The sequence below is a fragment of the Streptomyces sp. GS7 genome, from assembly GCF_009834125.1.
Lineage (GTDB): Bacteria > Actinomycetota > Actinomycetes > Streptomycetales > Streptomycetaceae > Streptomyces.
This window is the reverse complement of record NZ_CP047146.1, coordinates 8243697-8265618: the sequence shown is the minus strand read 5'-3', so window position 1 is coordinate 8265618 and position 21922 is coordinate 8243697. Positions and strand designations below refer to the sequence as shown.

At 72.0% G+C, this 21922-nt stretch carries 21 protein-coding genes and 1 tRNA gene; 11 read left to right on the top strand and 11 right to left on the bottom strand.

Annotated elements, in window-relative coordinates:
- Positions 1–12 precede the first annotated feature (12 nt).
- A complete protein-coding gene (locus tag GR130_RS35820) occupies positions 13–855 on the top strand; it encodes a phage major capsid protein (RefSeq protein ID WP_159508557.1) in 843 nt (280 codons plus the stop codon).
- A 700-nt stretch (positions 856–1555) separates the two neighbouring features.
- Positions 1556–1628, top strand: a tRNA-Asn gene (locus GR130_RS35815).
- An 8-nt stretch (positions 1629–1636) separates the two neighbouring features.
- Here GR130_RS35815 and GR130_RS35810 read toward each other — a convergent pair.
- A complete protein-coding gene (locus GR130_RS35810; protein WP_159508556.1) occupies positions 1637–2206 on the bottom strand; it encodes a hypothetical protein in 570 nt (189 codons plus the stop codon).
- 1259 nt (positions 2207–3465) lie between these two features.
- Between GR130_RS35810 and GR130_RS42135 the strand changes: the two genes are divergently transcribed.
- The 5 genes from GR130_RS42135 to GR130_RS35790 all read left to right on the top strand — a co-directional run bounded on the left by GR130_RS42135 (position 3466) and on the right by GR130_RS35790 (position 6260).
- The gene (locus GR130_RS42135; protein WP_443043724.1) at positions 3466–3783 is read left to right on the top strand and encodes a phage terminase small subunit; all 318 of its coding nucleotides are present in this window, start codon (positions 3466–3468) and stop codon (positions 3781–3783) included.
- A gap of 64 nt (positions 3784–3847) precedes the next feature.
- Complete coding sequence (locus tag GR130_RS35805; RefSeq protein ID WP_443043788.1) at positions 3848–4027, top strand: hypothetical protein; 180 nt, start codon at positions 3848–3850, stop codon at positions 4025–4027.
- Positions 4011–4535 carry a DUF6879 family protein gene (locus GR130_RS35800; protein WP_159508554.1) on the top strand — a complete coding sequence of 175 codons (525 nt, stop codon included), beginning with the start codon at positions 4011–4013 and terminating at the stop codon, positions 4533–4535. Before GR130_RS35805 ends, GR130_RS35800 begins: the two co-directional genes overlap by 17 nt.
- A complete protein-coding gene (locus GR130_RS35795) occupies positions 4532–5365 on the top strand; it encodes a helix-turn-helix domain-containing protein (RefSeq protein ID WP_159508553.1) in 834 nt (277 codons plus the stop codon). The genes GR130_RS35800 and GR130_RS35795 overlap by 4 nt, the downstream gene beginning before the upstream one ends.
- A 706-nt stretch (positions 5366–6071) precedes the next feature.
- Entirely contained in the window at positions 6072–6260 is a 189-nt protein-coding gene (locus GR130_RS35790; protein WP_159508552.1) for a hypothetical protein, read from the top strand.
- Positions 6261–6894: 634 nt separating this feature from the next.
- Here GR130_RS35790 and GR130_RS35785 read toward each other — a convergent pair.
- Complete coding sequence (locus GR130_RS35785) at positions 6895–9414, bottom strand: helicase C-terminal domain-containing protein (protein WP_159508551.1); 2520 nt, start codon at positions 9412–9414, stop codon at positions 6895–6897.
- 384 nt (positions 9415–9798) lie between these two features.
- On the opposite strand from GR130_RS35785, the gene GR130_RS35780 reads away from it, so the two are divergent.
- Positions 9799–10965 (top strand): hypothetical protein, encoded by a 1167-nt coding sequence (locus GR130_RS35780; RefSeq protein WP_159508550.1) that lies wholly within the window; start codon positions 9799–9801, stop codon positions 10963–10965.
- Between the two features lie 153 nt (positions 10966–11118).
- On the opposite strand, the gene GR130_RS35775 is transcribed toward GR130_RS35780, so the two are convergent.
- The 4 genes from GR130_RS35775 to GR130_RS35760 all read right to left on the bottom strand — a co-directional run bounded on the left by GR130_RS35775 (position 11119) and on the right by GR130_RS35760 (position 15371).
- Entirely contained in the window at positions 11119–12186 is a 1068-nt protein-coding gene (locus GR130_RS35775; RefSeq protein WP_159508549.1) for an ABC transporter substrate-binding protein, read from the bottom strand.
- Positions 12187–12352: 166 nt separating this feature from the next.
- Positions 12353–13129, bottom strand: a complete 777-nt coding sequence (locus tag GR130_RS35770; RefSeq protein ID WP_159510435.1) for an ABC transporter ATP-binding protein — start codon at positions 13127–13129, stop codon at positions 12353–12355.
- A gap of 131 nt (positions 13130–13260) precedes the next feature.
- Entirely contained in the window at positions 13261–14358 is a 1098-nt protein-coding gene (locus tag GR130_RS35765; RefSeq protein WP_159508548.1) for a FecCD family ABC transporter permease, read from the bottom strand.
- Positions 14355–15371 carry a FecCD family ABC transporter permease gene (locus GR130_RS35760; RefSeq protein WP_159508547.1) on the bottom strand — a complete coding sequence of 339 codons (1017 nt, stop codon included), beginning with the start codon at positions 15369–15371 and terminating at the stop codon, positions 14355–14357. Before GR130_RS35760 ends, GR130_RS35765 begins: the two co-directional genes overlap by 4 nt.
- Positions 15372–15516: 145 nt before the next feature.
- Between GR130_RS35760 and GR130_RS35755 the strand changes: the two genes are divergently transcribed.
- On the top strand, positions 15517–16170 hold the full coding sequence (locus GR130_RS35755) for an HAD family hydrolase (protein ID WP_159508546.1): 654 nt from the start codon (positions 15517–15519) through the stop codon (positions 16168–16170).
- Here GR130_RS35755 and GR130_RS35750 read toward each other — a convergent pair.
- Entirely contained in the window at positions 16119–16385 is a 267-nt protein-coding gene (locus GR130_RS35750) for a hypothetical protein (RefSeq protein ID WP_159508545.1), read from the bottom strand. The genes GR130_RS35755 and GR130_RS35750 overlap by 52 nt on opposite strands.
- A 206-nt stretch (positions 16386–16591) precedes the next feature.
- On the opposite strand from GR130_RS35750, the gene GR130_RS41715 reads away from it, so the two are divergent.
- Complete coding sequence (locus GR130_RS41715; RefSeq protein WP_159508544.1) at positions 16592–16975, top strand: cold-shock protein; 384 nt, start codon at positions 16592–16594, stop codon at positions 16973–16975.
- Between the two features lie 23 nt (positions 16976–16998).
- Here GR130_RS41715 and GR130_RS35740 read toward each other — a convergent pair whose 3' ends face one another.
- The 4 genes from GR130_RS35740 to GR130_RS35725 form a co-directional block, all read right to left on the bottom strand.
- Complete coding sequence (locus GR130_RS35740; protein ID WP_159508543.1) at positions 16999–17850, bottom strand: 1,4-dihydroxy-6-naphthoate synthase; 852 nt, start codon at positions 17848–17850, stop codon at positions 16999–17001.
- Positions 17847–18593 carry a futalosine hydrolase gene (locus GR130_RS35735; RefSeq protein WP_159508542.1) on the bottom strand — a complete coding sequence of 249 codons (747 nt, stop codon included), beginning with the start codon at positions 18591–18593 and terminating at the stop codon, positions 17847–17849. Before GR130_RS35735 ends, GR130_RS35740 begins: the two co-directional genes overlap by 4 nt.
- A 43-nt stretch (positions 18594–18636) precedes the next feature.
- Entirely contained in the window at positions 18637–19140 is a 504-nt protein-coding gene (locus tag GR130_RS35730) for a hypothetical protein (protein WP_159508541.1), read from the bottom strand.
- 92 nt (positions 19141–19232) lie between these two features.
- Entirely contained in the window at positions 19233–20615 is a 1383-nt protein-coding gene (locus tag GR130_RS35725) for an MFS transporter (protein WP_159508540.1), read from the bottom strand.
- 379 nt (positions 20616–20994) lie between these two features.
- Between GR130_RS35725 and GR130_RS35720 the strand changes: the two genes are divergently transcribed.
- A complete protein-coding gene (locus GR130_RS35720) occupies positions 20995–21900 on the top strand; it encodes a DUF3027 domain-containing protein (RefSeq protein WP_159508539.1) in 906 nt (301 codons plus the stop codon).
- Positions 21901–21922: the final 22 nt, after the last annotated feature.

Sequence of the window (21922 nt, the reverse complement as noted above, 5' to 3'; positions counted from 1 at the left end):
AAAGGAAGCCCTTTGGCACTCTTTACCAACATCGCCGGCGTCTCCGGCATCACCCCGGACGACTACGGCCCGCTGATCATTGAACCTGTGGAGCGCCAGAGCGTTGCGCTTCAGGTGGCCAGCACGCTGAAGACGAGCAGTACGAAGGTTCACATCCCCATCGTCCACACCGACGCGGGCGCCTCATTCGTGGCGGAGGGCGAAGAGATCGCTCCCACGGACGCCACCCTGGGAGAGTTGGAAGTCATGCCCGCCAAGTGCGCGGGCCTGTCCATCATCTCTTCCGAACTGGCGGAGGACAGCGACCCGGACGCCCAGAAGCTCGTAGGCGACGGTCTGGCCCGGTCGATCGCACGCATCTTGGACCAGTCGTTCTTCGGCAGCCTGCCCATTCCTGCTCCGCAGGGGTTGGAGGCTGTGGACGGCGTGGGCACCGTGGACGCCGGAAGCAAGTTCGCCAACCTGGACGCCTTCCAGGAGGCCATCAACCGCGCGGAAGACGTGGGCGCCACCATCACCGCGTTCGCGGCGAACCCGGCGGACGCTCTGACACTCGCCAAGCTCAAGCAGGCCAAGGACAGCAACGTCCCGCTGCTGGGCTCCGACCCGACCACGCCAACGCGCCGCACCGTTTTGGGTGTTCCGCTGTACGTGTCCAACGCCGTGACTGCCGGAACTGTGTGGGGCATTCCGCGCGACCGCGTGATGGTCGTCATGCGGCGGAACGTGACCCTGGACGTGTCCAAGCACGCCCGATTCACCAGTGACCAGGTCGCCATCAAGGCCACACTGCGTGCGGCGCACGCGTTCCCGCACCCAGCGGCGATCCAGCGAGTCAGCCTCAGCAAGGCTTGATCCACTGGGCACGAGTGTGACGTGGTCGCCTCTGCATAACCGTTAAGAGAGGGAGTCGAAGCCACCACGGCTTCGACTCCCTCTCTCTGCGTAACGGCACATTCGCGGGTGGCGGCGGGAGGGGCGGGTTAGGGGCGTGAGAGGCAGCCTGACCGGCGAGCGAGGCTGTCGCAGAACGCCGCGCGATGCTGATAGAAGCGGGCGCGACGGTTTGGCACCAAGGGCACGTCTGGCGGAGATAAGCGAAACCCGGCTTTGGATGAGTCGCGCTTGCGGTTCGTCATTGAGCGGGACGACCCGGCGGCGGACGTGATCCTGTACGACGCACAGGACTGAGACGCACGTCACAGCATGAGGGAGTCGCCCCGCCAAGGGTGCGGCTCCCTCTCACGTTGAGCTAGCTCTACAGACGGAGGGTGATCAAGAGGCGGATTCTGGGGCCGAAAAACGGCCCTAGCGTCCTTCTTTTCTATATCCGCGCGTAAGAAAGTAGGTACGCAGGGCCGTTTTTCGGCCCTGAGGCCAGAGCGCGGGACCGGGGCCTCCCGGCGACCTGTCACGGTCCCCATCTAATTCAGATGAAGGCGGGCCCCGCGCCCCGGACTCCAGCGTTCGACGTGGAGGCGCGAGCGCCGCGCCCGCCCGGCTCCTCCCGCGCGCCCCGGTGTCTTCCGGGATGACGCGCAGGAGTTGAGCCCCAGGCCCCCGTAGCTCAGTGGGAGAGCGCCCGATCGTTGATCGGGAGGTCGGCGGTTCGATTCCGGCCGGGGTCACTTAGGCGTCAAGCGGCCCGACAGCACCCTGCGTATGCACTTGTCCCGCCATACCAATGTGCACCGGGCGGGGGGCCGTCCGGGGTGCCCCCGATAATCCGCTCCCCGGATGCCCCGCCACTGTCCGTTACGTTTTCGCCACAGTTCGGGCAGACAGGAACTTCGGACGGATTAACTCGGATGAGAGACGTGTTCTCCATTCCCAAGACCGCTTCCAGTCCTGCCCTTCCGTGCTCACGAATCCCCTGTTGAAGGAATTCGAACGCTCCGTAGACGTGGCCGCACTTTTCGCAAGGGATGCGATTGGAAAAGGCGATTACGTCTTTCAGGCCAAGCTCTTCTTCGATCTTGTGTAGTTCCTCGGGCGATACGTCTTCGACGCCAAGTTGCTTTCTTCGTTCGGGAGTCCAGTACCATGCGTTGATCGCTTTGGCCTGACTCCGGGAAACGTAGAAAGTGGCCGATGCGCCGCTCTGCACTGCTTTCGCCACAATTTCAAGTATGGCTCCGTCGCTCGCGGAGACGACGCAAGTCGCGTTGTCAACCATGGCATCGATGGCCGCGATCCTGTTCTCCATGGGTGATACCTCCGAGGTGATCGGATGCAGGCGACCTGGAGCGAGTGGGGGCACGCAACTACTGGCCAGCATGAATGGCACTCGCTAACACCCCGGTTGGGCCGGTCAGGCCTGCTGGCATATTCCGTACCACCCACCGTATGGCGAGGCGGTGAGGTACGCGACCGGGGCGAGTTGGCGCCTCCAGTCCTTCTAACGGCTGTTGACCCGCCACCGGCGCGGGGACGGCTACGAAACATGCTCTGTCTAAGCAACTCAGATCAGGAGGTGCCGTTTGGCCTGGCATAGCAGCAACCGACGCTCCCGCCTCCCCGCGGACTGGTCGGTCCGTCGCCTGTCCGTGCTGAAACGGGACAGCTTCCAGTGCGTGGCCGTCCTACGGGACACCGGGGCGCGCTGTACGGCGCCGGCCACGGACGTGGACCACATTGTCCCCAGTGACGATCACGACCCGGCGAACCTTCAGGCCTGTGCCGTTGGCATCACGCGCGGAAGTCCAGCGCGGAGGGTGCGGCGGCTCGGCGGAGGCAGGTGCCCAGGCGGAGGCCGGCGGATCGGCATCCGGGCGACCTGGGCTGACGCGTCACGGCCCCCAGTTAATGAAGACGTGGGACGGCATGGGGCTGACTAGCCCCCTGGGTAGGGCCCCCTTTCGTCCTGGGTGGAAGACCGAAGCGTGATAGCGGCTCAGAATGTGTACGGGTTCCAAGGTCGTTCGACGGGGGCGCCGACTGGCTATTCCCCCGTCGAACGGAATCGCCCGCATTAGTCGTGGGGACAGTTGCGGATCTCATCCCTGACAGCCCGGATCGACCTGATCGCTTTGCGGGCCTTGCGGCAAACGCGTGGGACCTGGTCAAGTGCGTGGCTGGAGACCCATACGATGCCGGTGACGGTGCTTACGGCGGTCGCAGCCCACCCGACGTACTCCATGTGCCCGACGAATCCTTCCCTTTGAGGGCGGTCGGGCAAAGCAAAAAAGGCGTGCTCGGCCCGACCACACAACTGTGGTCGTAACCGAGAGACGCCCTCGACGGCCCGAATGCGGCTCGGTTCAAGCGGCCGCATACGGAGTACGAATCTCGAAACGTGATACTGGGAGAAACGTGTATCGCTGATCCCCCGCGCTCGCCCGTCGCGCGTTCGCAGGGTCGAATACCAGACCAGTACAGGCTAGAGGCGAGCCATTACGAGGTCAAACCCCCTGGTGGCAGGCCAAGTTGTGATACCCCTCAACCGATGACCCCGGAGGCGACACCATGCCGGGCCCAGTCCCGAAACGTTCAGACCAGCGACGGAGGCGCAACGAGCCGGACGGGCCGGCTCTGGTGAAGGCGGAGGCAGGAAAGGCCCCGACCGTTCCCCGGGCGGACGGCTCCTGGCACCCCATTGCGAAGCAGTGGTTCCAGTCGCTGAAGGACTCCGGCCAGGCCCAGTTCTACGAGCAGTCGGACTGGCTTGCGGCGGGGCTATCGACGTCCGTTGTTGGCGTTCGCCCCGTCGATGCTCCCTTCCCGAGCAGGCGCGCTCAGCCCCGGTTTCCCGTTCCTGCAACTCTGCCCCCTTGCCACACATGAGGCCCCGCCGGAACGATCGAACAGGAACCGGGACTACGAGAAAGGGACGGCCGTGGAAGTCACCATGCTCGCGACGTCATGCGACAAGAAGGACTGCCCCACGATCTACAAGACGGACCGGGGCACCCTCCTGGTACAGGGCGAGACTCCGGCCGATCACGGGCTCCGGATTCCCGCTCACGAAACCTTGGTCGAGATTCCGCTCGAACTGATCCAGAAGGCCATCCGTGACAACCTCATCTAGGACTCTGGGTAGTCTCTTCGACGCCTTCGAGCGCGAAGCGTTTCGGCTGGAGACCCTGGACGACTACAGCCAGTCGGGCAACGTCGATGCGTACCAAGCCTTCTTGGCCGGCCAGGACCGACCCGACGGCTACAACGCCGACTGGCTGGACGAGATCAAGGAACATGTGGACGCCGGACGACGGATGTACCGCGTCCACATCCTGATGCGTCCCCTTACCCCATACCTGCGGTTCGAACTTGGGTGGGGTTACTTTACGAACGCGACGGCGGGGGAAGAGTTCTTCATCCTCGACGTCACAGATCACCTCAACCCGCTACCTGCCGTGGGAGATTTCTGGCTGTTCGACTCGGTCACGGCCGCACCGATGGCCTACAGCCCGGAGGGAAAGTTCCTCGGAGCTGACGTACTGCCCGATGACCGAGGCGCTGAGTACGCCGCCTACCGGGACGCGGCGCTTGCGCATGCGGTGCCATTCGCGGACTGGTGGGCAGAACACGGCACGTGAACCGCTCGGAGTTGGGTGTAGCGCTGCGGGTACTGCGGCAAGCCTCTGGCAAGGAGGCCAAGGCGGTAGCCCGCAGCGCCGTCATGTCCGCCAGCAAACTCAGCAAGATCGAAACTGGCAAGCTCGCCCCGAGCGCCGACGACGTGGATCGCATCCTGACTGCAATCGGCGTCTCGGACGGGGTGAAGACGGAGTATATGGAGGCCGCGCGAGCGGTAGCCACCGAAGCCACCGCGTGGCGTCTGATCCAGCGTGCAGGGCTGCACAAGGCGCAGAAGCAACTGCACGCCATCGAAGGCCGCATGACCCTCCTGCGTCTCTTCCAGCCTGCCCTTGTGCCCGGCTTGCTCCAGACCCCGGAGTACATGCGAGCCGTCCTGGCCCGGCATGAAGACCTGGGTGAGGAGACGGTGCGGCGGACGATCAGCGCCCGGCTAGAACGGCAGGAAGTCCTGTACGACATGGACAAAACCCTCCGTTTCGTAGTCACAGAACCAGTGCTCCGGTGGCTGATCACCCCGCCTCTGGTTATGGCTGGGCAGATAGACCGGCTCATCACCCTGTCCCGGCTGCCCAATATCGACATTCGGGTGGTACCTCTCGCCGGCCCCAAGCACGACATCCCCAACCACGCCTTCGTGATCAGGGACGACCGGGCCGTGTCGGTGGAGACGGTGCATGCCGACGTGACGGTGACCGATCCCAGAGACGTTGCCTTGTACGTAGCCAAGTTCGATGGATTCGCGGAACGAGCTGTTTCCGGCGAGGCCATGAGGGCCATGGCTGAGGGCATCCGGGACGAACTCTTGAGGGAACAGGAAACAGGCTAGGTAAATCCAACTCCCCGAAGAACCATGGATGTCTCCTGAATCCAGCCGGGGAGGAAGAGTGCCTGCGAGAGCCGAATCCGATACGTGGGAGTACTTCACATACGTGCCTGCCGGTTCGCGGTGTGCGGCATGTCTGAAGGAGATCAAACCCCTTGAGGTGGCGCGCCGAGGAAGCCTGGAACGTGCCTCCGGGCCGCCGATCGTGCTCTACCGGCACGCCAGCGACTGCCTGAAGTAGCGGTCATGCGAAGCCAGACCGGACAGGACCGTCATAGCCGAGGTCAGGCAATGCGACCGGGGGTGCCGGTGACCAGGACGGTCACCGAAGCGACGGAGTCGCCGAATCGTGACTCTCCGGAACGGCGGACGGAACGTGGCGGGCGGCTGGGTACGGACTCTGGGGTCGTCTTCCTGCCTATGGGGGTGAAGGTGCCACCGTGCCCCTTCCCCTGCTCGATCTGCCGGTCCAAGGAGCGTCAGTAGGTGCTGTGCCGACACGGACCTGCGATGACGGAGGAACCGCATGGGATGTGAGTCCGCCACGCGTGCGCCCAGATGACCGGCGCATGAGACTCCCACCCCGGCGGCGGAACCTGGACAGTCGAGCAGCCGGGGCGGGTGACCCAACCGCAGGAACCTGCGGACCTTCGGGCCGTGCCATCGACGGTACGGCGGCACGGCCCCTCATGAAAGAGGAGGTTGATAGATGAGCGCTGTAGTAGTCGAGACGTACAAGACGCGCACGCCCGACGCCGATGGCTGGCGCGGCATCCCGTTCCGGCACCCCCGGGACCTGGCGGTCGTCGCCGCAGCGGACGGCGGGAAGCATGATGGCGGGCCCATGCCCCCAGAGGCGCCCCGCGATCCCGCCCCGCAGGGAGGCGACGGCAAGTAGGCCCCTGATAGCAGCTGTTGGGGGCTGAACCGGCCCCGTTCGTGCGTTGTCCCATGGCGTGCGGGCGGGGCTTCTGCCGCTCGTCCGCAGGAAGGGCTGCTACTGGCGAAGCTCAGGGATAGTATGTGCAACACACTTGTTCGCATGGACGATGAGAGGTCCGTTCACGCGCCTCGCCTTTCGCTTTCCGGTGTCGCTTGCCGGCGGTCGGCCGCCGGTGCCGGCTCCGGGAACCGCGGAGCCGGGGGAGCCGTGGGTACGGCCAAACGTCCAGTGTGCCGCATCGCACCGATACGGCGGGCCGGTGCGGCGAGAGCAGTGAGCGCCTTCGGGATCCGTGCGGGCGCCGCCTTCAGGGTGCCTTCAGGGTTCCTGGCCGGGCCCCTCCTCCTCCAGGCTCCCTCTCCAGACTCCCTCTCCAGACTCCCTCGTGGACCCGGCTCCGGGAATCGGCTCTCGGAATCGGTTCGGGGAATCGGTTCGGGGAATCGGCTCCGCCCAGGAGACCGCGAAGATCGAAGAGACAGCGGAGATCGGGGAGATCGACGAGGTCCAGGAGATTGAGGAGATTGAGGAGACCGACGAGGGCGAGGAGATCGACGAGGGCGAGGAGGGCGGCACCTCCCCCCGGCGATCAGACCGAGTCGTCGGCCAGTTCCGAGACGCCGGTGATGCGGTGGAGGGCGTAGGTGCGGACCTCGTCGGAGGTGTGGTCGTAGGCGGTGACGAAACCGCCTTCGACGCGTACGGGGGCGATGACGCGCTGGCTGGCGGCGCCGTCGGCGTTGACGTAGCCGATCCAGACGGGGGAGCTGGTGAGGACCGCGGCCTGCATGGTGGCGAGGGTTTCGGCGGAGGTGGTGCGCGGCAGGGCGCCCGGGGCCGATGGGGCGGCGGGTACCGGTCTGCGTTCGGCGGTGGCGGCGAGGTCGCCCGCGCGGATGGCGCGTACCGCCGCTTCGAGGAGGGTGCGGTCGGGGGACGGCGGGCCCTCGGGGACCGGGGCGGGGGCCGTGCGGGGCGGGGTGCGGTACGAGTCGGCGCGGGCGATCAGGACGTCGCCGGCGGCGGACTCGGCGGCCGGGGCGTAGCCCATCGCCCGCAGGCCGTCGAGGAGTTGGTCGGGGGAGGTCTGGGCGGCGAGCACGGTCGGGGCGAGGCGGCGCAGGCGCAGGGCGGCGGCGCGGCGGTCGGCGAGGATCTCGGCGAGCAGCGCGTCGTCGTCGCAGCGGACGTAGGCGGTGGCCGCGCCGATCCGCAACCGGCCGTGTTTGCGGGCCACGTCGTCGACGAGGTACGCGAGCGGCTGGGGTACGGGGGTGCGGGAGTGGGTGGTGAGGAATTCCTGGAGGTCGGCGGCGGAGCGGCCGGCGTCCAGGGCGCGGCGTACGGAGGCGGGGGTGAAGCGGTACACCGTGGCGCCGCCCTTGGACTCGACGTCGGCGAGCACCCCGAGCGCCTCGGCGAGCGGGCGGCGCAGCGGGCCGGGGGCGACGGCGGTCAGGTCGGCCTGGAGGAGGACGTGGTCGAGGGGTTCGGGGAGGAGGGGGAAGAGGAGGGCGGCGGCGCGGGCGGTGGCATGGGCCGCGTGCGGGACGGTTCCGGTGTCCGGGTCGGTCTCGGCGTCCGGGCCGGTGCCGAGGAGGGTGCGGCCGTGGGCGGAGAGTGCGCCGCGTCCGGTGATGCCCAGCAACTCGGCCTCGGTGAGCGTCCATTGGGCGAGGCGGGAGCGCAGGTCCTCGACGGGTGCGGGGGCGGTCGCGGCCTCTGGGGCGGCGGGTCCTCCGGCGCCCGGTGCCGCCGCGGCGCCGCGCAGCGGCCGCTCCCAGCGGAGCCGGGAGAGGATCGCCGCCGGCGGTACGGAGGCGCCGGGCGGGAGCGCGGCCAGCAGGGTCAGCGCGCGGCGCCGGACCTCCGGGGCCGGGGAGCGGTCCAGGTGCGGGCCGAGGGCGGCCAGCGCGCGGCCCTTCGGGTCGGCGGTGCCGACCACGCCCGGCGTACGGGTCGCGGGCAGCCAGGCGGCGGCCAGCACCGCCCAGCGCTCGTGGTCGGGCAGCTGGAGCCAGTCCTCGGCGGCCGGGGTGGCGGCGTAGCGCTCGTCGGCCTCGCCGTCGGAGGCGATCAGCCCGGCCGCGTAGGCGAGTTCGAGCCAGAAGGCGGCGAGCCGCTCGGTGGTGTCGAGGGCGACGGCGGTCCGCTTGAGGTCGCGGACGCTCATGCCGCCGGCGCGTAGTACGGGCGGGCCGCCGAGGTCCCATTCCTTCAGCAGCTCCTCGACGGTCGCCAGCGCCGTGAACGCCTGGCTCGCCGCCGCGTTGTCCACAAGCTGTGGATCGCGTTCGGTGACCGGGGCGAGGACCGGCGGCTGCGGTTCGGGGACGCGGTGCGCGCGCCCGGCGCGCAGGTGGAGAGCGGCCTCCCGGGGCAGCACCACGTTGCGGGCGCCCGCCGGAAGGAGCAGGCCGCGGTCCAGCAGCCATCGCAGATGGGCGGCCGGCCGGTCGGTGACCGCCCCGTACGGCGGGCCCCACAGCAGCTTGTCCAGGACGGCGACGGACTCGGCGGGCGCGGTGTCCAGCAGCGCGGTCATCCGGGCGCGGTCGGCGAAGAGGGCGGTGAGCGCGGCCACCGCGGAGACCGGGTCGTGGGTGGCGGGCAGCCCGGCCGCGACGATGATTTCCTGGATCCGGCCCGGTGACATCCCGGCCGTGGCCTCCGCGACGGTCGGCCCCAGACCGGTCGGCGAGGGGTGCGCGGCGCTCGGCGTCAGCAGCTCGCGCGCCGTACGCACCAGCCGCAGCCGGTCGTCCGGACCCCACACCAGCGCCTGCGCACGCAGCGCCGCCACCGCCCGCGGCAGCTCGGCGGCCACCGCCGCATCCCCGGCGTCGCCCGCCATCAGCGCCGCGAGTGCCGCGTACGGGCACGGGTCGGGCGCCACCGCCAGGGCCTCCGCGGTCTGCAGCGCGAAGGTGTCCAGCCGTTCCACGGCCCGCACCACCGAGGCCCGCGTCCCGGCCCGGGTCGCCAGCTGCGTCAGGTCGCCGGGCACCGGATTCAGCAGGTCGGGCCGGGACCGCAGCAGACCGGCGAGCCCGCTGTCGGAGCGGTTCCGCAGCTCCTCGGCGAGGGTGCGGGGGGATGGGGTGGTCATTCGTCTTACGTTAGCCGGGCGGGCGGAGGTGGGGGGAGCATGCTGCGGGTGCGGTCTCGGTGGCCGGGGGCCGGGGCGGCGGCGCGCCCGGTCCGTGCCGCGCCGCCCGGCTCGCTTCCGCGGGCGGTGCCGGGCCGTGTCCGTACGCGGTTGCGGGCCGTCTCGGTACGCGGTGCGGGAACGCTTCCGTAGGCGGTGCCGGAACGCTTCCGTAGGCGGTGTCGGACCACGCCCGCGGCGCGTCCAGGTTCGCTTCGGCACCCGCGGCACGCTTCGGTACGCCGCGGTACGTCGCCGCGCGCGTGAGCCGCGGTGCCGGTGCGGGCCGAGGGAGTACCGTCGGGGCAGCCGGGGCAGCAACCAGCGCACGTCGCAGGGGATTTCGTGGGGATCGAGAGCGATCAGCTCGTCTTTGACTATCTGAGCCGGGTGGGCGACCTGGCCCAGCAGCGCGGGCTGCCGTCCGGCGACCGGATGCGGCTGGTGGCCGCGCTGCGGGCCGAGATCGACGCGCAGAAGGTCGACTCGGTGCCCGGGGTGAAGCGGGTGCTGGCGCGGCTGGGGACGCCGGAGGCGGTGGTGAAGGCCGCCGGGAGCCGGGACCGGGACGCGCCGCCTGGTGGTGGGACGTCGGCGGCCCGGGATTCCGGCTCGCCCCTCGTACCGCATCTGGCCCCCGAGCCGCGGCCCGGGGCGCGGCAGCGGATCGGCGAGCTGCTCGGGAAGTCGCCCGAGCCGCGGGACGGAGACGGGGACGGGGAGAGGGCGGAGCCGGGGCGGCGGCCGGGGTTTCTGAAGAAGCGGGGTGCGCAGCCGGCCGTCCCGGAGGCGGCGCCGGCCGCCTCGCCGCCGCATCTGGCGGGGGCGGACGAGTTGGGGGACGAGGAGGACCCGCCGGACTGGTGGCGGGTGGAACCGGAGCCGTACGGGGCGGGCGACGCCGTGCCCGGGTTCGTCGGCGGCATCGAGGTTCCGGAGGTCTGGGAGCGGCCGGAGAACGAGCAGGCCGAAGAGGGCGGCGGCGAGGGCGCGGCGGCGTCGGGGGAGCCGGGCGGTGACGGGGCGGACGGCGGCGCGGGGCGCGGGCGGATGCTGCCGGCGCTGCTGCGGCGGACGCTGGGGCGCCGGCGCACCGCGGCGGCGGGGGCGTCGGACGGGGACGCCGGGGAGGCCGAGGAGGCGGGGGAGGCCGCGGGCCCGGTACCGCTGCGGGCCTGGCTCAGCCCGGTACCGACGCTGGCCGTGCTGCTGCTGGTGGCCGGGGCGGTGACGGGATCGTGGCTGGCGCTGGCCGGCGGCTGGGGGCTGGCGTATGTGTCGCGGAGGTTGAGCCGGACCGAGACGAAGTTCGCGGCGCTGGGCGTGCCGGGAATCGTCGTAGGCGGGCTGGTGGTGTGGACGTGGGGCCGCTTCGAGGGGCGGTGGGGCGATCCGATCGCCCCCGGGCGGCTGGGGCCGGAGCTGTTCGCCGAGCTGCCGGGCGTGGTCCGGGTGGCGGCGGTCGCCTCCGCGCTGTTCCTGCTGTGGCGGATGCGGCGGACGGCGGGGTGAACGGGCGGGCCGCCCGCCTCGGCCGAGCCGTCGGCCTCGGCCGGCCGTCCGCCTCGGCCGGGCGGCCGACCGAGGCGGACGGCCACGGGGTGGTGCCGCCGCTCGCCGCGTCTCAGGCCATCGCCCGCACGTCCCTCACGTCCCCCACATCCCTCACTTCTTCGTCAGCTTCTGCTGCACCTCGTCCAGGATCGTGCCGGCCGCCGTGTAGCCGATGCCCTGGATCCAGAGCTGGTCGTCGACGCGCTGTGCCCTCCCGTTCCTGACGGCCCGGAGGTTCTTCCAGAGGGGGCCGGCGGTGATCTGGGCCTCCTTGGACTTCTCCGGGCTGCCGTAGGCGGCGTAGAAGAGGGCGTTGGCGTCGGCCCTGTTGATCTCCTCGGGACTGATCTCGACCATCAGGCCGTCCTTGGAGCCGTTGACGACGGAGGTGGGGCCGGTGCCGATGTCGGCGAGGACCGTGCCGATGTAGCTTCGGCAGCCGTAGATGCGGGTGTCGGCGCCCTCGACGAAGCGGACGACGTTGGTCCGCAGCCGCTTCGCCGCGGCCGGGCCGCCGAGGGCCGCGGTGACCCTCCCGGCGTGCGCGGCGTACGCGGCGACCGCCCGCCTGGCCTCCGGGATCCTGCCGAGGGCGGCGGCGTGCACGGCGAAGTTCTGCTTCCAGGGATAGCCGGTGGACTCGGTCATCACGGTGGGTGCGATCTTGCTGAGCTGGTCGTAACGCCCGCCGTCGCGAACCTTGTTGGTGAGGATCAGATCGGGCTTGAGGGCGGCGATCGCCTCCAGGTCGGGGGCGCCGATCTTGCCGACGTTCCTTGTCCCGGTGAGCTTGTCCTTGGGGAGGTAGTCGAGGAAGCCGGAGGCGACGTCGGAGCGGGTGGCGCCGACGGGGGTGACGCCGAGGGTGATCGCCGAGTCGAGTTCGGCGGTGTCGAGGACGACGACGCGGTGTGGGGCGGCGGGGACCGACACCTCACCCATGGCCGTCGCGATCTTGTGGGGGCCGCTGCCGGTGGCGGGGGCGGGCCAGGTGGCGGCGGGCCAGGTGGCGGCGGGCTGTGCCGGGCAGTCGGCCGGAGCGAAGGAGCCGTCGGGCCCGGCGGCGGAGCCCTGGCCGTCGCCGGCGCCGCACGCCGTGAGCAGCAGCGCGGTGGCGGCGAGTGCGGTGGCGGCGGCCGTGGTGGTGTGGTGCCTGGTGGCGGCTGCGGAGCGGGACATGGCATGTCCTTTCGGCTCGTACGGCGGCGGAAGGCGGGGTGGAGCGGTATCGGGATGGAGCGGTGTCAGGCGGGGACCGGTACCGGACGGGGAAGCGATGCCCGACGGGGAGACGTACCCGGGAAGGGGTGCCCGGCAGGCAGGCAGGCAGGCGGGAGCGGGGCGGTCAGTCGTCCGACGGGCGTTCCCACGGGCGGCCCGGGACCACCAGCGGGGAACCCGTCACCGGGTCCGGTACGACCACCGAGTCCAGGCCGAAGACCTCGCGGACCAGGTCGGCGGTGACGACCTTCCCGGGGTGCCCCTGGGCGACGATCCGGCCCGCCTTCATCGCCACCAGGTGGTCGGCGTAGCGGGCGGCCTGGTTGAGGTCGTGGAGGACGGCGACGACGGTGCGGTCGCGGTCGTGGTTGAGCTGGCGGACCAGGTCGAGGACCTCGACCTGGTGGGAGATGTCGAGGTAGGTGGTCGGCTCGTCGAGGAGGAGGAGATCGGTTTCCTGGGCGAGAGCCATGGCGATCCACACGCGTTGGCGCTGGCCCCCGGAGAGTTCGTCGACCGGCCGGTCGGCCAGCATCGCTATGTCCGTACGCGCCATCGCCTCGGCCACGGCGCGCTCGTCCGCCTCCGACCACTGCTGCCACCAGCGCTGGTGCGGCTGGCGGCCACGGGCGACCAGATCGGCGACGGTGATCGCCTCAGGCGCGACCGGCGTCTGCGGGAGCAGGCCGAGCGACCGGGCGAGCTTCCTGGTGGGGATGCGGGCGAGGTCCGTGCCGTCCAGGAGGACGGCGCCGCCGCGGGGCCGCAGCAGCCGCCCCAGGGCGCGCAGCAGCGTCGACTTGCCGCAGGCGTTGGGGCCGACGACGACGGTGACCGCGCCGTGCGGGACGTCCAGGTCCAGACCGTCGACGACGACGCGGTCCTCGTAGGCGAGGGTCAGTTCGCGGGCCGTGAGGCGGGCGCCGCCCGGCCCTGCCCGGACGCCGTCCCGTCCGCCGTCCGCCGCCTCGTCCGCGTCGGCGGGGACGCTCCCGCCCTCGGCGGCACGCTCCCCGGCACCCACTCGCTCGGTCACGCTCTTCCTCCTGCGGCACGGCCACGGACCCGATGGCCCCTGACGATCAGCCAGATCAGATACGGGGCGCCGACGGCGGCGGTCAGCACACCCACCGGGAGTTCGGTCGGCGCGAGCAGCTTGCGGGCGAGCAGATCGCCCATTACGACGATGACGGAGCCCAGCAGCGCCGAGCAGAGCAGCGGGATCTGCGCGGTCCTTGTCAGCCGGCGGGCGATCTGCGGCGCCAGCAGCGCCACGAAGTCGACCGGGCCCGCCGCGCCCGTCGCCATCGACGCCAGGACCACGCCGACCGCGACCAGCCCGAGCCGGGTGCGGCCCAGCCGGATGCCCAGCGCGGTCGCGGTGTCGTCGTCCAGGGAGACGGTCCGCTGGGCGCGCGCCGCCCACAGGACCGCCGGCAGCAGGGCCAGCAGCGCCCACCCCAGGGGCGCCGCCTCCGGCCAGCCGCGCCCGTTCAGCGAGCCGGTCATCCACACCTGGGCCTGCTGTGCCACCAGGTAGTCGCCCTTGGTGAGGAAGAGCTGGGTGACCGAGCGGAGCGCGACCGCGAAGCCGATGCCGATGAGGACGAAGCGGGTGGCGTGCAGTCCGCCCCGCCAGGCGAAGACGTAGACCAGGACGGCCGCCAGCACGCCGCCCGCCACGGACAGGTACGGCAGCACGGAGTACGTGGTGATGCCGAAGGTCATCGAGCCGACCGTCAGCGCGCCGGCGCCCTGGGTGACGCCGATGATGTCCGGGCTGGCGAGTGGATTGCGGGCCACGGTCTGGATCAGCGCGCCGGCCACGCCGAACGCCGCCCCGGCGAGCAGGCCGACGGCCATCCGCGGCAGCCGCAGCGTGCCGACGACCAGGTCGTGGGAGGAGCGCTCGCCCAGCAGGACCTTGAGCACCTCGGAGGGGGCGACGAAGCTCTCGCCGACGCAGAGGTAGGCGACGCAGACCGCCCCCAGGAGCACGGCCAGCCCACCGGCCACCAGGGCCGCGCGGCGGTGCACCAGGAAGGAGGCGCGGCCGGCCCGGACCACGACGTGGCCGGCGGGGCGGACCGCGGACGTCGGCGGGGGCGTGGTGGCTGCCGGGGCCGTCATGCCGCCACCGCCCTGCGCCGTACGAGGGTGACCAGGAACGGCACCCCGATCAGCGCGGTCATCACACCCGCCGGGACCTCCGACGGCGGGAAGACGATCCGCCCGACGGTGTCCGCGACCAGCACGATGACCGGCCCGAGCAGCGCCGCCATCGGGAGCATCCAGCGGTGGTCGCCGCCCACGACCGCGCGGGCGAGATGCGGTACGGCGAGGCCGACGAAGGCGATCGGGCCGGCCGCCGCGACCCCCGCGCCGGTCAGCACCGTCGCGCCGAGCCCGCCCACGATCCGTACGGTCGCGACGTTCTGGCCCAGCCCCCGGGCAACGTCCTCGCCGAGCGCCAGCGCGTCCAGACCGCGTGCCACGGACAGCACCAGCACCGCGCCGACCAGCAGGAACGGCCAGATCTGCGCGGCCACCGCGGCGTCCCGCCCGGTGAGCGAACCGACCTGCCAGAACCGGAACTCGTCGAGCGCCGCGGCCTTGGTGGTGAGGATCGCCATCGACACCGACACCAGCAGCGCGTTGATCGCGGCACCGGAGAGGGCGAGCTTGACCGGGGTGGCGCCGCCGCGGCCGCGGGTGGCGATGCCGTAGACGACGACGGAGGCGATGCCCGCGCCGGCGAACGCGAACCAGACGTAGCCGGTCAGGGTGTGCACCCCGGCGAAGGCGATGGCGGCCACCACCGCGGCCGAGGCGCCCTGGCTGATGCCCAGGATGCCGGGGTCGGCGATCGGGTTGCGGGTCAGGCCCTGCATCACCGTGCCGGCCAGGGCGAGCGCGGCGCCGACCATCAGGCCGATCAGGGTGCGCGGCAGCCGCAGGAACCGCACGACCTGCACGGCATCGCCGCCGCCGCCGTGGAACAGCGCCGCGACGACCTCGGACGGCGCGAACGCGCGGCTGCCGACCGCCAGCGAGAAGAGCACCGCCAGCAGCAGCGCCAGCACCGCCAGCGCGGTCAGGACCAGCCGTCGGCTCCGCATCCGGGGCTTCGGCTTCACCGGCATGGCTTCACTGGCTCGGGGTCCCTTTCGCACGGGGGCGGGCGGTGCCGCCCGGCGGCGTCGGTCGGCCGGCCGGCGGCCGGAGGTCAGGTAAGGCAAGGCTAACCCTACGTCCCGGTGGGTGACGGCTGCGGGCACAATGGCCGGCATGGCTGCGCACCCCCTCACGGTCGGCTTCGACCTCGACATGACGCTGATCGACTCCCGGCCCGGCATCAAGGCCGCCTACCAGGCGCTGTCCGCCCGGACCGGCACCTACGTCGACGCCGACGCCGCGGTGACCCGGCTCGGGCCGCCCCTGGAGGAGGAGATCCGCCGGTGGTTCCCCGAGGAGCGGGTGGCGGAGATCAGCGGGATCTACCGGGAGCTGTACCCGGAGCACGCCATCACGGGGACGCTCGCGATGCCCGGCGCCCGGGAGGCGGTCGACGCGGTGCACGCGGCCGGCGGCCGGGCCGTCGTCGTCACCGCCAAGTACGAGCCGAACGCCAAGCTGCATCTCGCCCACCTGGGTATCGCCGCGGACGCGGTGATCGGCTCGCTGTGGGCGGAGGCCAAGGCCGAGGCGCTGCGCGAGCACGGTGCGCGGGTGTACGTCGGCGACCACACCGGGGACGTGCGCGGGGCGCGCACCGCGGGCGCGCTGTCCGTCGCGGTCGCCACCGGGCCGTGCGGCATCGACGAGTTGCGGGCGGCCGGCGCCGAGGTGCTGCTCGCCGACCTGACGGACTTCCCGTCGTGGCTGGATCGTTACGTGGCGGGTGGCGCGGCGGGCGCGGACGGGGCCGCCGCCTCCGCCTGACGCCGCTGCGCGGCGACGGAGCGGACCACTCCGGCACCGGCGATCAGGAAACCGGCGCCCATCAGCATGGACACCCAGTAGAAGACCCACGGCAGCGGGTGCGTACCGAGGAACAGCGGCATCACGGTGGCGAGAGTGGCCACTGCGCCAACTAGGAACACGATCGCGCCGATTCGGACCAGCAGATCCCCGGCCTGGGGAGTTTCGTCAGACACCTGACCAGGGTAAGTCCGGGCCAGAAGCGCTGCGGATCCCCCTGGCGACGTCTTGTCACCGGCCAGCGGACCATTAGCCTTGTGGTGGCGGGTCCTGTGGCCCGCTGCAGTGCTATCCAGACCAATTTTCGCTTGCGCATTTTTCCGCAGTGACGCAAGTGAGCCCAGCCCAGAATTTTCCGACGAGTACGAGGACGAGGACAGACGTGCCTACCGGCAAGGTCAAGTGGTTCAACAGTGAGAAGGGCTTCGGCTTTCTCTCCCGCGATGACGGCGGTGACGTCTTCGTACATTCGTCGGTGCTGCCCGACGGCGTGGCCGCACTCAAGCCCGGGCAACGTGTCGAATTCGGTGTCGTCGCAGGCCAGCGGGGCGACCAGGCGCTCAGCGTGACCCTCCTCGACCCCGCTCCCTCGGTCGCCGCGGCGCAGCGCCGCAAGCCCGACGAACTCGCCTCGATCGTCCAGGACCTCACCACTCTCCTGGAGAACGTCACCCAGCAGCTGGAGCGCGGGCGCTACCCCGACAAGGCGCACGGCGGCAAGATCGCCGGCATGCTGCGGGCGGTCGCCGACCAGCTCGACGTCTGACGTCCGGGCCGGCGCCCGCCGGCTCACACGAAGTTCAGCGCATCGCGGCCGAGGGGCGGCACCAGCCCCTCGGCCGCGGCGCGGGTGAGCAGCCCGCGCACCGCGGCATAGCCGTCCTCGCCGAGGTCGGCGGTGAATTCGTTGACGTACAGCCCGATGTGCTGGTCGGTGACCTTCGGGTCCATCTCCTGGGCGTGCTCCAGCACGTAGGGACGGGAGGCTTCCGGGTCGTCCCAGGCCATCAGGACGGACGAGCGGATCGCCGCCGCCAGCCTGCGCAGCGCCGGCTCGCCCAGCGAGCGCTTGGCGATGATCGCGCCGAGCGGGATCGGCAGACCGGTGGTGTGCTCCCAGTGCTCGCCCATGTCGGCGAGGCAGCTCAGCCCGTAGTCCTGGTACGTGAACCGGGCTTCGTGGATGACCAGTCCGGCGTCGACCCTGCCGTCCCGGACGGCCGGCATGATCTCGTGGAACGGCAGCACCACGACCTCGCCGACCCCGCCCGGCACCTCGGCGGCGACCCACAGCCGGAACAGCAGATACGCCGTCGACCGCTCGCTGGGCACCGCCACCGTCTTGCCCGCCAGATCCGCCGCCGTCCCCGGCTCGCGGGTCAGCACCAGGGGGCCGCAGCCGCGCCCCAGCGCCCCACCGCAGGGCAGCAGCGCATAGTCGTCGAGCACCCACGGCAGCACCGCGTACGACACCTTCAGCACGTCGAACTCACCGCGCTCGGCCATGCCGTTGGTGAGGTCGATGTCGGCGAAGGTGACCGCCAGCTCCGGCGCGTCCGGGACCCGGCCGTGCGCCAGGGCGTCGAACACGAAGGTGTCGTTCGGGCACGGCGAGTAGGCGATGTTCAGCGGCCGGGTCACGGGGTCCTCCTCGGGGACGGAGCCGTCCCCGGCGCCGGTCCGGCGGCGGCCGTCAGGGCGTCGGGGAACGTACGGAAGGCGCCGGTCAGCGCGGCGAGCGCGGGACCGATCCGCCAGGCGGCGCGGTCGCGGGGGCCGACGGCGTTGGAGACCGTACGGATCTCCAGCACGGGCAGGCCGTGCGCGGCGGCGGCCTCGGCGACGCCGAACCCCTCCATCGCCTCGGCCAGCACCCCCGGGTGACGGGCCGCCAGCTCGGCGGCGCGGGCGGCGCTGCCGGTGACCGTGGAGACCGTGACGACGGGGCCGGCCGCTGCGCCGGCCGCCGCCGCGACGGCCCGGACCAGCGCCGGGTCGGGCCGGTGCGCCACGGTCCCGAAGCCGAGTTCGGTGACCGGGACGAAGCCGTCGGGGGTCTCGGCGCCCAGGTCGGCGGCGACGATCGCGTCCGCGACCACCACCGAGCCCAGCGGCGCGGCGGGTGCGAACCCGCCGCCGATGCCCGCCGAGACCACCAGCCCGTACGGCTCGCCGGCGAGTGCGGCGGCGGTCAGCGCGGTGGCCGTACCGGCGGACGCGGCGGCCGGGCCGACGCCGGCGGCCAGCACGTCCGGGGCCGGCGAACCGCCGGGCGCGCGGCGCAGCTCGTAGCCGCCGGGCAGCGTCCGGGACCCGTACGCCTCCCCGGCGCCGCACACCGCGTCGCGTTCGGCGGCCACCGCGGTGACGACCAGCACCCGCATCAGGCGGTCCCCGCCACGGGCCGCCGGTCCACGGTCAGCGCGCTCAGTCCTTGTTCTTCAGGTTGAAGTGCCAGATGGCGGTGGGGCCCTGGCCGGGGCCGACCTGGGCGACCATCAGCGTGACCTCGTCGAGGTAGCCGGTCTGGCCGGTCTGCGGGTTGGTCTGCTTGAAGAGGTCGTCCGCGTCGAAGGTGCGGTACGTCTCCGTGCTGGGCGCGCGCATGATGGGCTGCCCGCCGATCACGAACCAACCGGCCTTGGCGACCTTCGGGTCGACGCCGACGCCGACCTTCTCGCCCGGGTGCACCGTGATGGTCTCGGTGCCCTTCTTGGTGATGCAGTCCTGGAGGGCCTGCTTGTCGAGGACCTTGCCGTTGCCGTCGCAGCCGGGGGTCACCTCGGCCTTCACCGTCGTCGAACCGACGGTCACGGTCGCCAGCGATGTCGGCTGCTGGCAGGCGGAGAGGGTGAGCAGGCCCAGGGACACGGCACCGAGGGCGGCGGCGGCGCGGCGGCCCTTGCCCCGGGAGATCAACGCAGCGGTCATACGGGCAGGCTATCGGGCGCCCCCGCGCGCGCCACGCGCGGGTGCGGCGCGCCGCACCCGCGCCCGCCACACGGGGCGCCGGGCGGGGCGCCTCACACCACCCGCGGTGCCGCCCGGCCGCCCCGCCGGGCCGCGCCCAGCAGCCCCCGTACGGCCAGTGCGGCACCCAGCCCCACCAGGCCCGCGGCCACCGTCATGCCCAGCATCCCGAACAGCGGCAGCGAGATCCCGATCGCGCCGCCCACCACCCAGGACATCTGGAGCACGGTCTCTGACCGGGCGAACGCGGAGGTCCGTACCGCCTCCGGGACATCGCGCTGGATCATCGCGTCCAGCGACAGCTTCGCCAGCGCCTGGCACAGCCCCGCGGTGGCCGCCGCCGCGGTCACCACGACGATCGCCAGCACCGCGTAGAAGAGCGCCGCGACGACCATGGCGCCCAGCGCCAGCCCCAGCATCGACGCGACGATCGCCTCCGGGGCACGCGCCTTGAGCCAGGCGCCGAGCGCCGTGCCCAGGGCGTTGCCGGTGCCGGCGGCCACCGCGACCAGCCCCAGCGAGACCGCCGCGTCGAGGCCGCCCAGCGGGTGCTCGCGCAGCAGGAAGGCCAGGAAGAAGGTCAGGAAACCGGAGAGCGAACGGAGCGCGGCGTTGGCCTGGAGGCCGTGCAGCACCGACGGGCCGACCGTCCGCAGACCCGGCTTGGGCCGGGGGCCGCGCACGGGGCCCGCCGCGGCGTCCCGGGAGGCCAGCCGGGCCCGGGTCTCGCCCTTCCCGGAATCGACCTTGTGCGGCAGCGAGAACGACAGGAACGTTCCGCCCACGAACACCGCGAACGCCCCGTACAGCGGCCAGCTCGGCCCGATCAGCTCCAGCCCGGCCCCGATCGGCGCCGCCGCTCCCGTGGCCAGCAGCCCCGACAGCGTCACCCGCGAATTGGCCTTCACCAGGGAGATCCGCGGCGGCAGCAGCCGCGGCACCACGGCGCTGCGCACCACCCCGTACGCCTTCGACGACACCAGCACCCCCAGCGCCGCCGGATACAGCTCCAGCCCGCCGCCGGCCACCGCGCCGGACATCATCACGGCCAGCACCGCCCGGGCCAGCATGGAGCCGGCCATCGCCGCCCGGCGGCCGTGCGGCACCCGGTCCAGCAGCGGCCCGACCACCGGCGCGAGCAGCGCGAACGGCGCCAGCGTGACCGCCAGGTAGAGCGCCACCCGGCCCCGCGCCTCATGGGTCGGCACCGAGAAGAACACCGTCGAGGCCAGCGCGACCGTGATCATCATGTCGCCCGCGGAGTTCACCGCGTGCAGCTCGATCAGCTTGGCCAGCCCCGATTCGCCGGCGCCGTGGGCGTGGGTGGCGCGGCGCAGCCCGCGGGCCGCGCCGGTGAACGGCCGATGCAGCGCACGCCCGGCCGACCGGCCCGCCCGGCGGGCCCTCGACTCCCTCGTCGCCCTGACGGCAGCCACCCGGCAATAGTGCCCCAACCCGCCCGGGAGAGGGCGCTTCCTCCCACCCGCCGGGCGGGGCGCACGGTCCGCCAGCCGCTGCCCATGACATTTGCCGCTCCCGCCGAGGGGTCGTACACCGTTGAAGGGGTAGCGTGTGCAGAGCGCCACCGGCGGTCTGTTTCGGCCGCGTGCCTTATTGCTTTGCGATCCCGCAGAATGGAAACGCAAGAGGTGCGCTCGACCGAACGAACCAGCCGGGCGCGGACGTCGACGCGGTCCCCAGGTCCGCTCCGCCCGCCCCGGTCCCCGCCGGTCGTCCGGACAGGACCAGGACAGCTCCGGCTGGCGCGCTCGTGAGACGGCGTGGAAGAGAGAATCGATTCTTGTGAGTGCTGCGATGCGAAGCCGTACCCCTGACCGCCTGTGCGCCGAGGCGGTCGACCTCGCCCGTGCGGCGGCCGAGGAGGTCGCGATGCCCGGCATGGTCGGCGAGCACATCGACGCCGTCGCCGACGGAGATCGCGTCGTCACCCACCTCTTCGCCTGCGAGGAGCCGTCATACCGCGGCTGGCGCTGGGCCGTCACCGTCGCCCGCGCCTCCCGCGCCAAGATCGTCACCCTGGACGAGTCGGTCCTGCTGCCCGGCCCCGACGCGCTGCAGGCCCCGGAGTGGGTGCCCTGGAGCGAGCGGCTGCGCCCCGGCGACATGGGCCCCGGCGACCTGCTGCCCACGGAGGCCGAGGACCTGCGGCTGGAGGCGGGCTACAGCGGCGAGGACCAGCCGGCGCCGAACTCCGCGGTCGCCGAGGGCATGGCCGCCGAGATCGCCGACACCGAAGAGGCGGACGTCCTCCCCGGCTCGCCGGCGGCCCAGCCCGTCCCCGCGCGCGGCAGCATCGCCGCGGTCGCCGAGGAGCTGGGCATGGCCCGCGCCCGGGTTCTGTCCCGCTACGGCCTGCACGCCGCCGCGGACCGCTGGGAAGAGGCGTACGGCCCCAAGACCCCGATGGCCCAAGCGGCCCCCGCCACGTGCATGACCTGCGGCTTCCTCACGCCGCTCGCCGGCTCCCTGCGGCAGGCGTTCGGCGTCTGCGCCAACGAGTTCGCCCCCGCCGACGGCCGGGTCGTCTCCCTCTCGTACGGCTGCGGGGCGCACTCCGAGGCCGCCGTGATGCCGAAGCCGCCGAAGCCGGCGGAGCCGGTGCTCGACGAGACGGTCGTCGAGCCGATCGCCCTCCGGCCCGAGCCGGACGGCGGATCCGTGGAGGACACGGGGCCGGCGGAGGAGCTTGGCCACAGCTAGCCGCTTGCCGCTTGGGCTGGCT

What these genes read in the sequence shown, in the direction of transcription:
- GR130_RS35810 (WP_159508556.1), bottom strand. Translation starts at nt 2,206, where the DNA reads ATGGAGAACAGGATCGCGGCCATCGATGCCATGGTTGACAACGCGACT.
- GR130_RS42135 (WP_443043724.1), top strand. Translation starts at nt 3,466, where the DNA reads ATGCCGGGCCCAGTCCCGAAACGTTCAGACCAGCGACGGAGGCGCAAC.
- GR130_RS35805 (WP_443043788.1), top strand. Translation starts at nt 3,848, where the DNA reads ATGCTCGCGACGTCATGCGACAAGAAGGACTGCCCCACGATCTACAAG.
- GR130_RS35790 (WP_159508552.1), top strand. Translation starts at nt 6,072, where the DNA reads ATGAGCGCTGTAGTAGTCGAGACGTACAAGACGCGCACGCCCGACGCC.
- GR130_RS35785 (WP_159508551.1), bottom strand. Translation starts at nt 9,414, where the DNA reads ATGACCACCCCATCCCCCCGCACCCTCGCCGAGGAGCTGCGGAACCGC.
- GR130_RS35775 (WP_159508549.1), bottom strand. Translation starts at nt 12,186, where the DNA reads ATGTCCCGCTCCGCAGCCGCCACCAGGCACCACACCACCACGGCCGCC.
- GR130_RS35765 (WP_159508548.1), bottom strand. Translation starts at nt 14,358, where the DNA reads ATGACGGCCCCGGCAGCCACCACGCCCCCGCCGACGTCCGCGGTCCGC.
- GR130_RS35760 (WP_159508547.1), bottom strand. Translation starts at nt 15,371, where the DNA reads ATGCCGGTGAAGCCGAAGCCCCGGATGCGGAGCCGACGGCTGGTCCTG.
- GR130_RS35755 (WP_159508546.1), top strand. Translation starts at nt 15,517, where the DNA reads ATGGCTGCGCACCCCCTCACGGTCGGCTTCGACCTCGACATGACGCTG.
- GR130_RS35735 (WP_159508542.1), bottom strand. Translation starts at nt 18,593, where the DNA reads ATGCGGGTGCTGGTCGTCACCGCGGTGGCCGCCGAACGCGACGCGGTG.
- GR130_RS35730 (WP_159508541.1), bottom strand. Translation starts at nt 19,140, where the DNA reads ATGACCGCTGCGTTGATCTCCCGGGGCAAGGGCCGCCGCGCCGCCGCC.
- GR130_RS35720 (WP_159508539.1), top strand. Translation starts at nt 20,995, where the DNA reads ATGCGAAGCCGTACCCCTGACCGCCTGTGCGCCGAGGCGGTCGACCTC.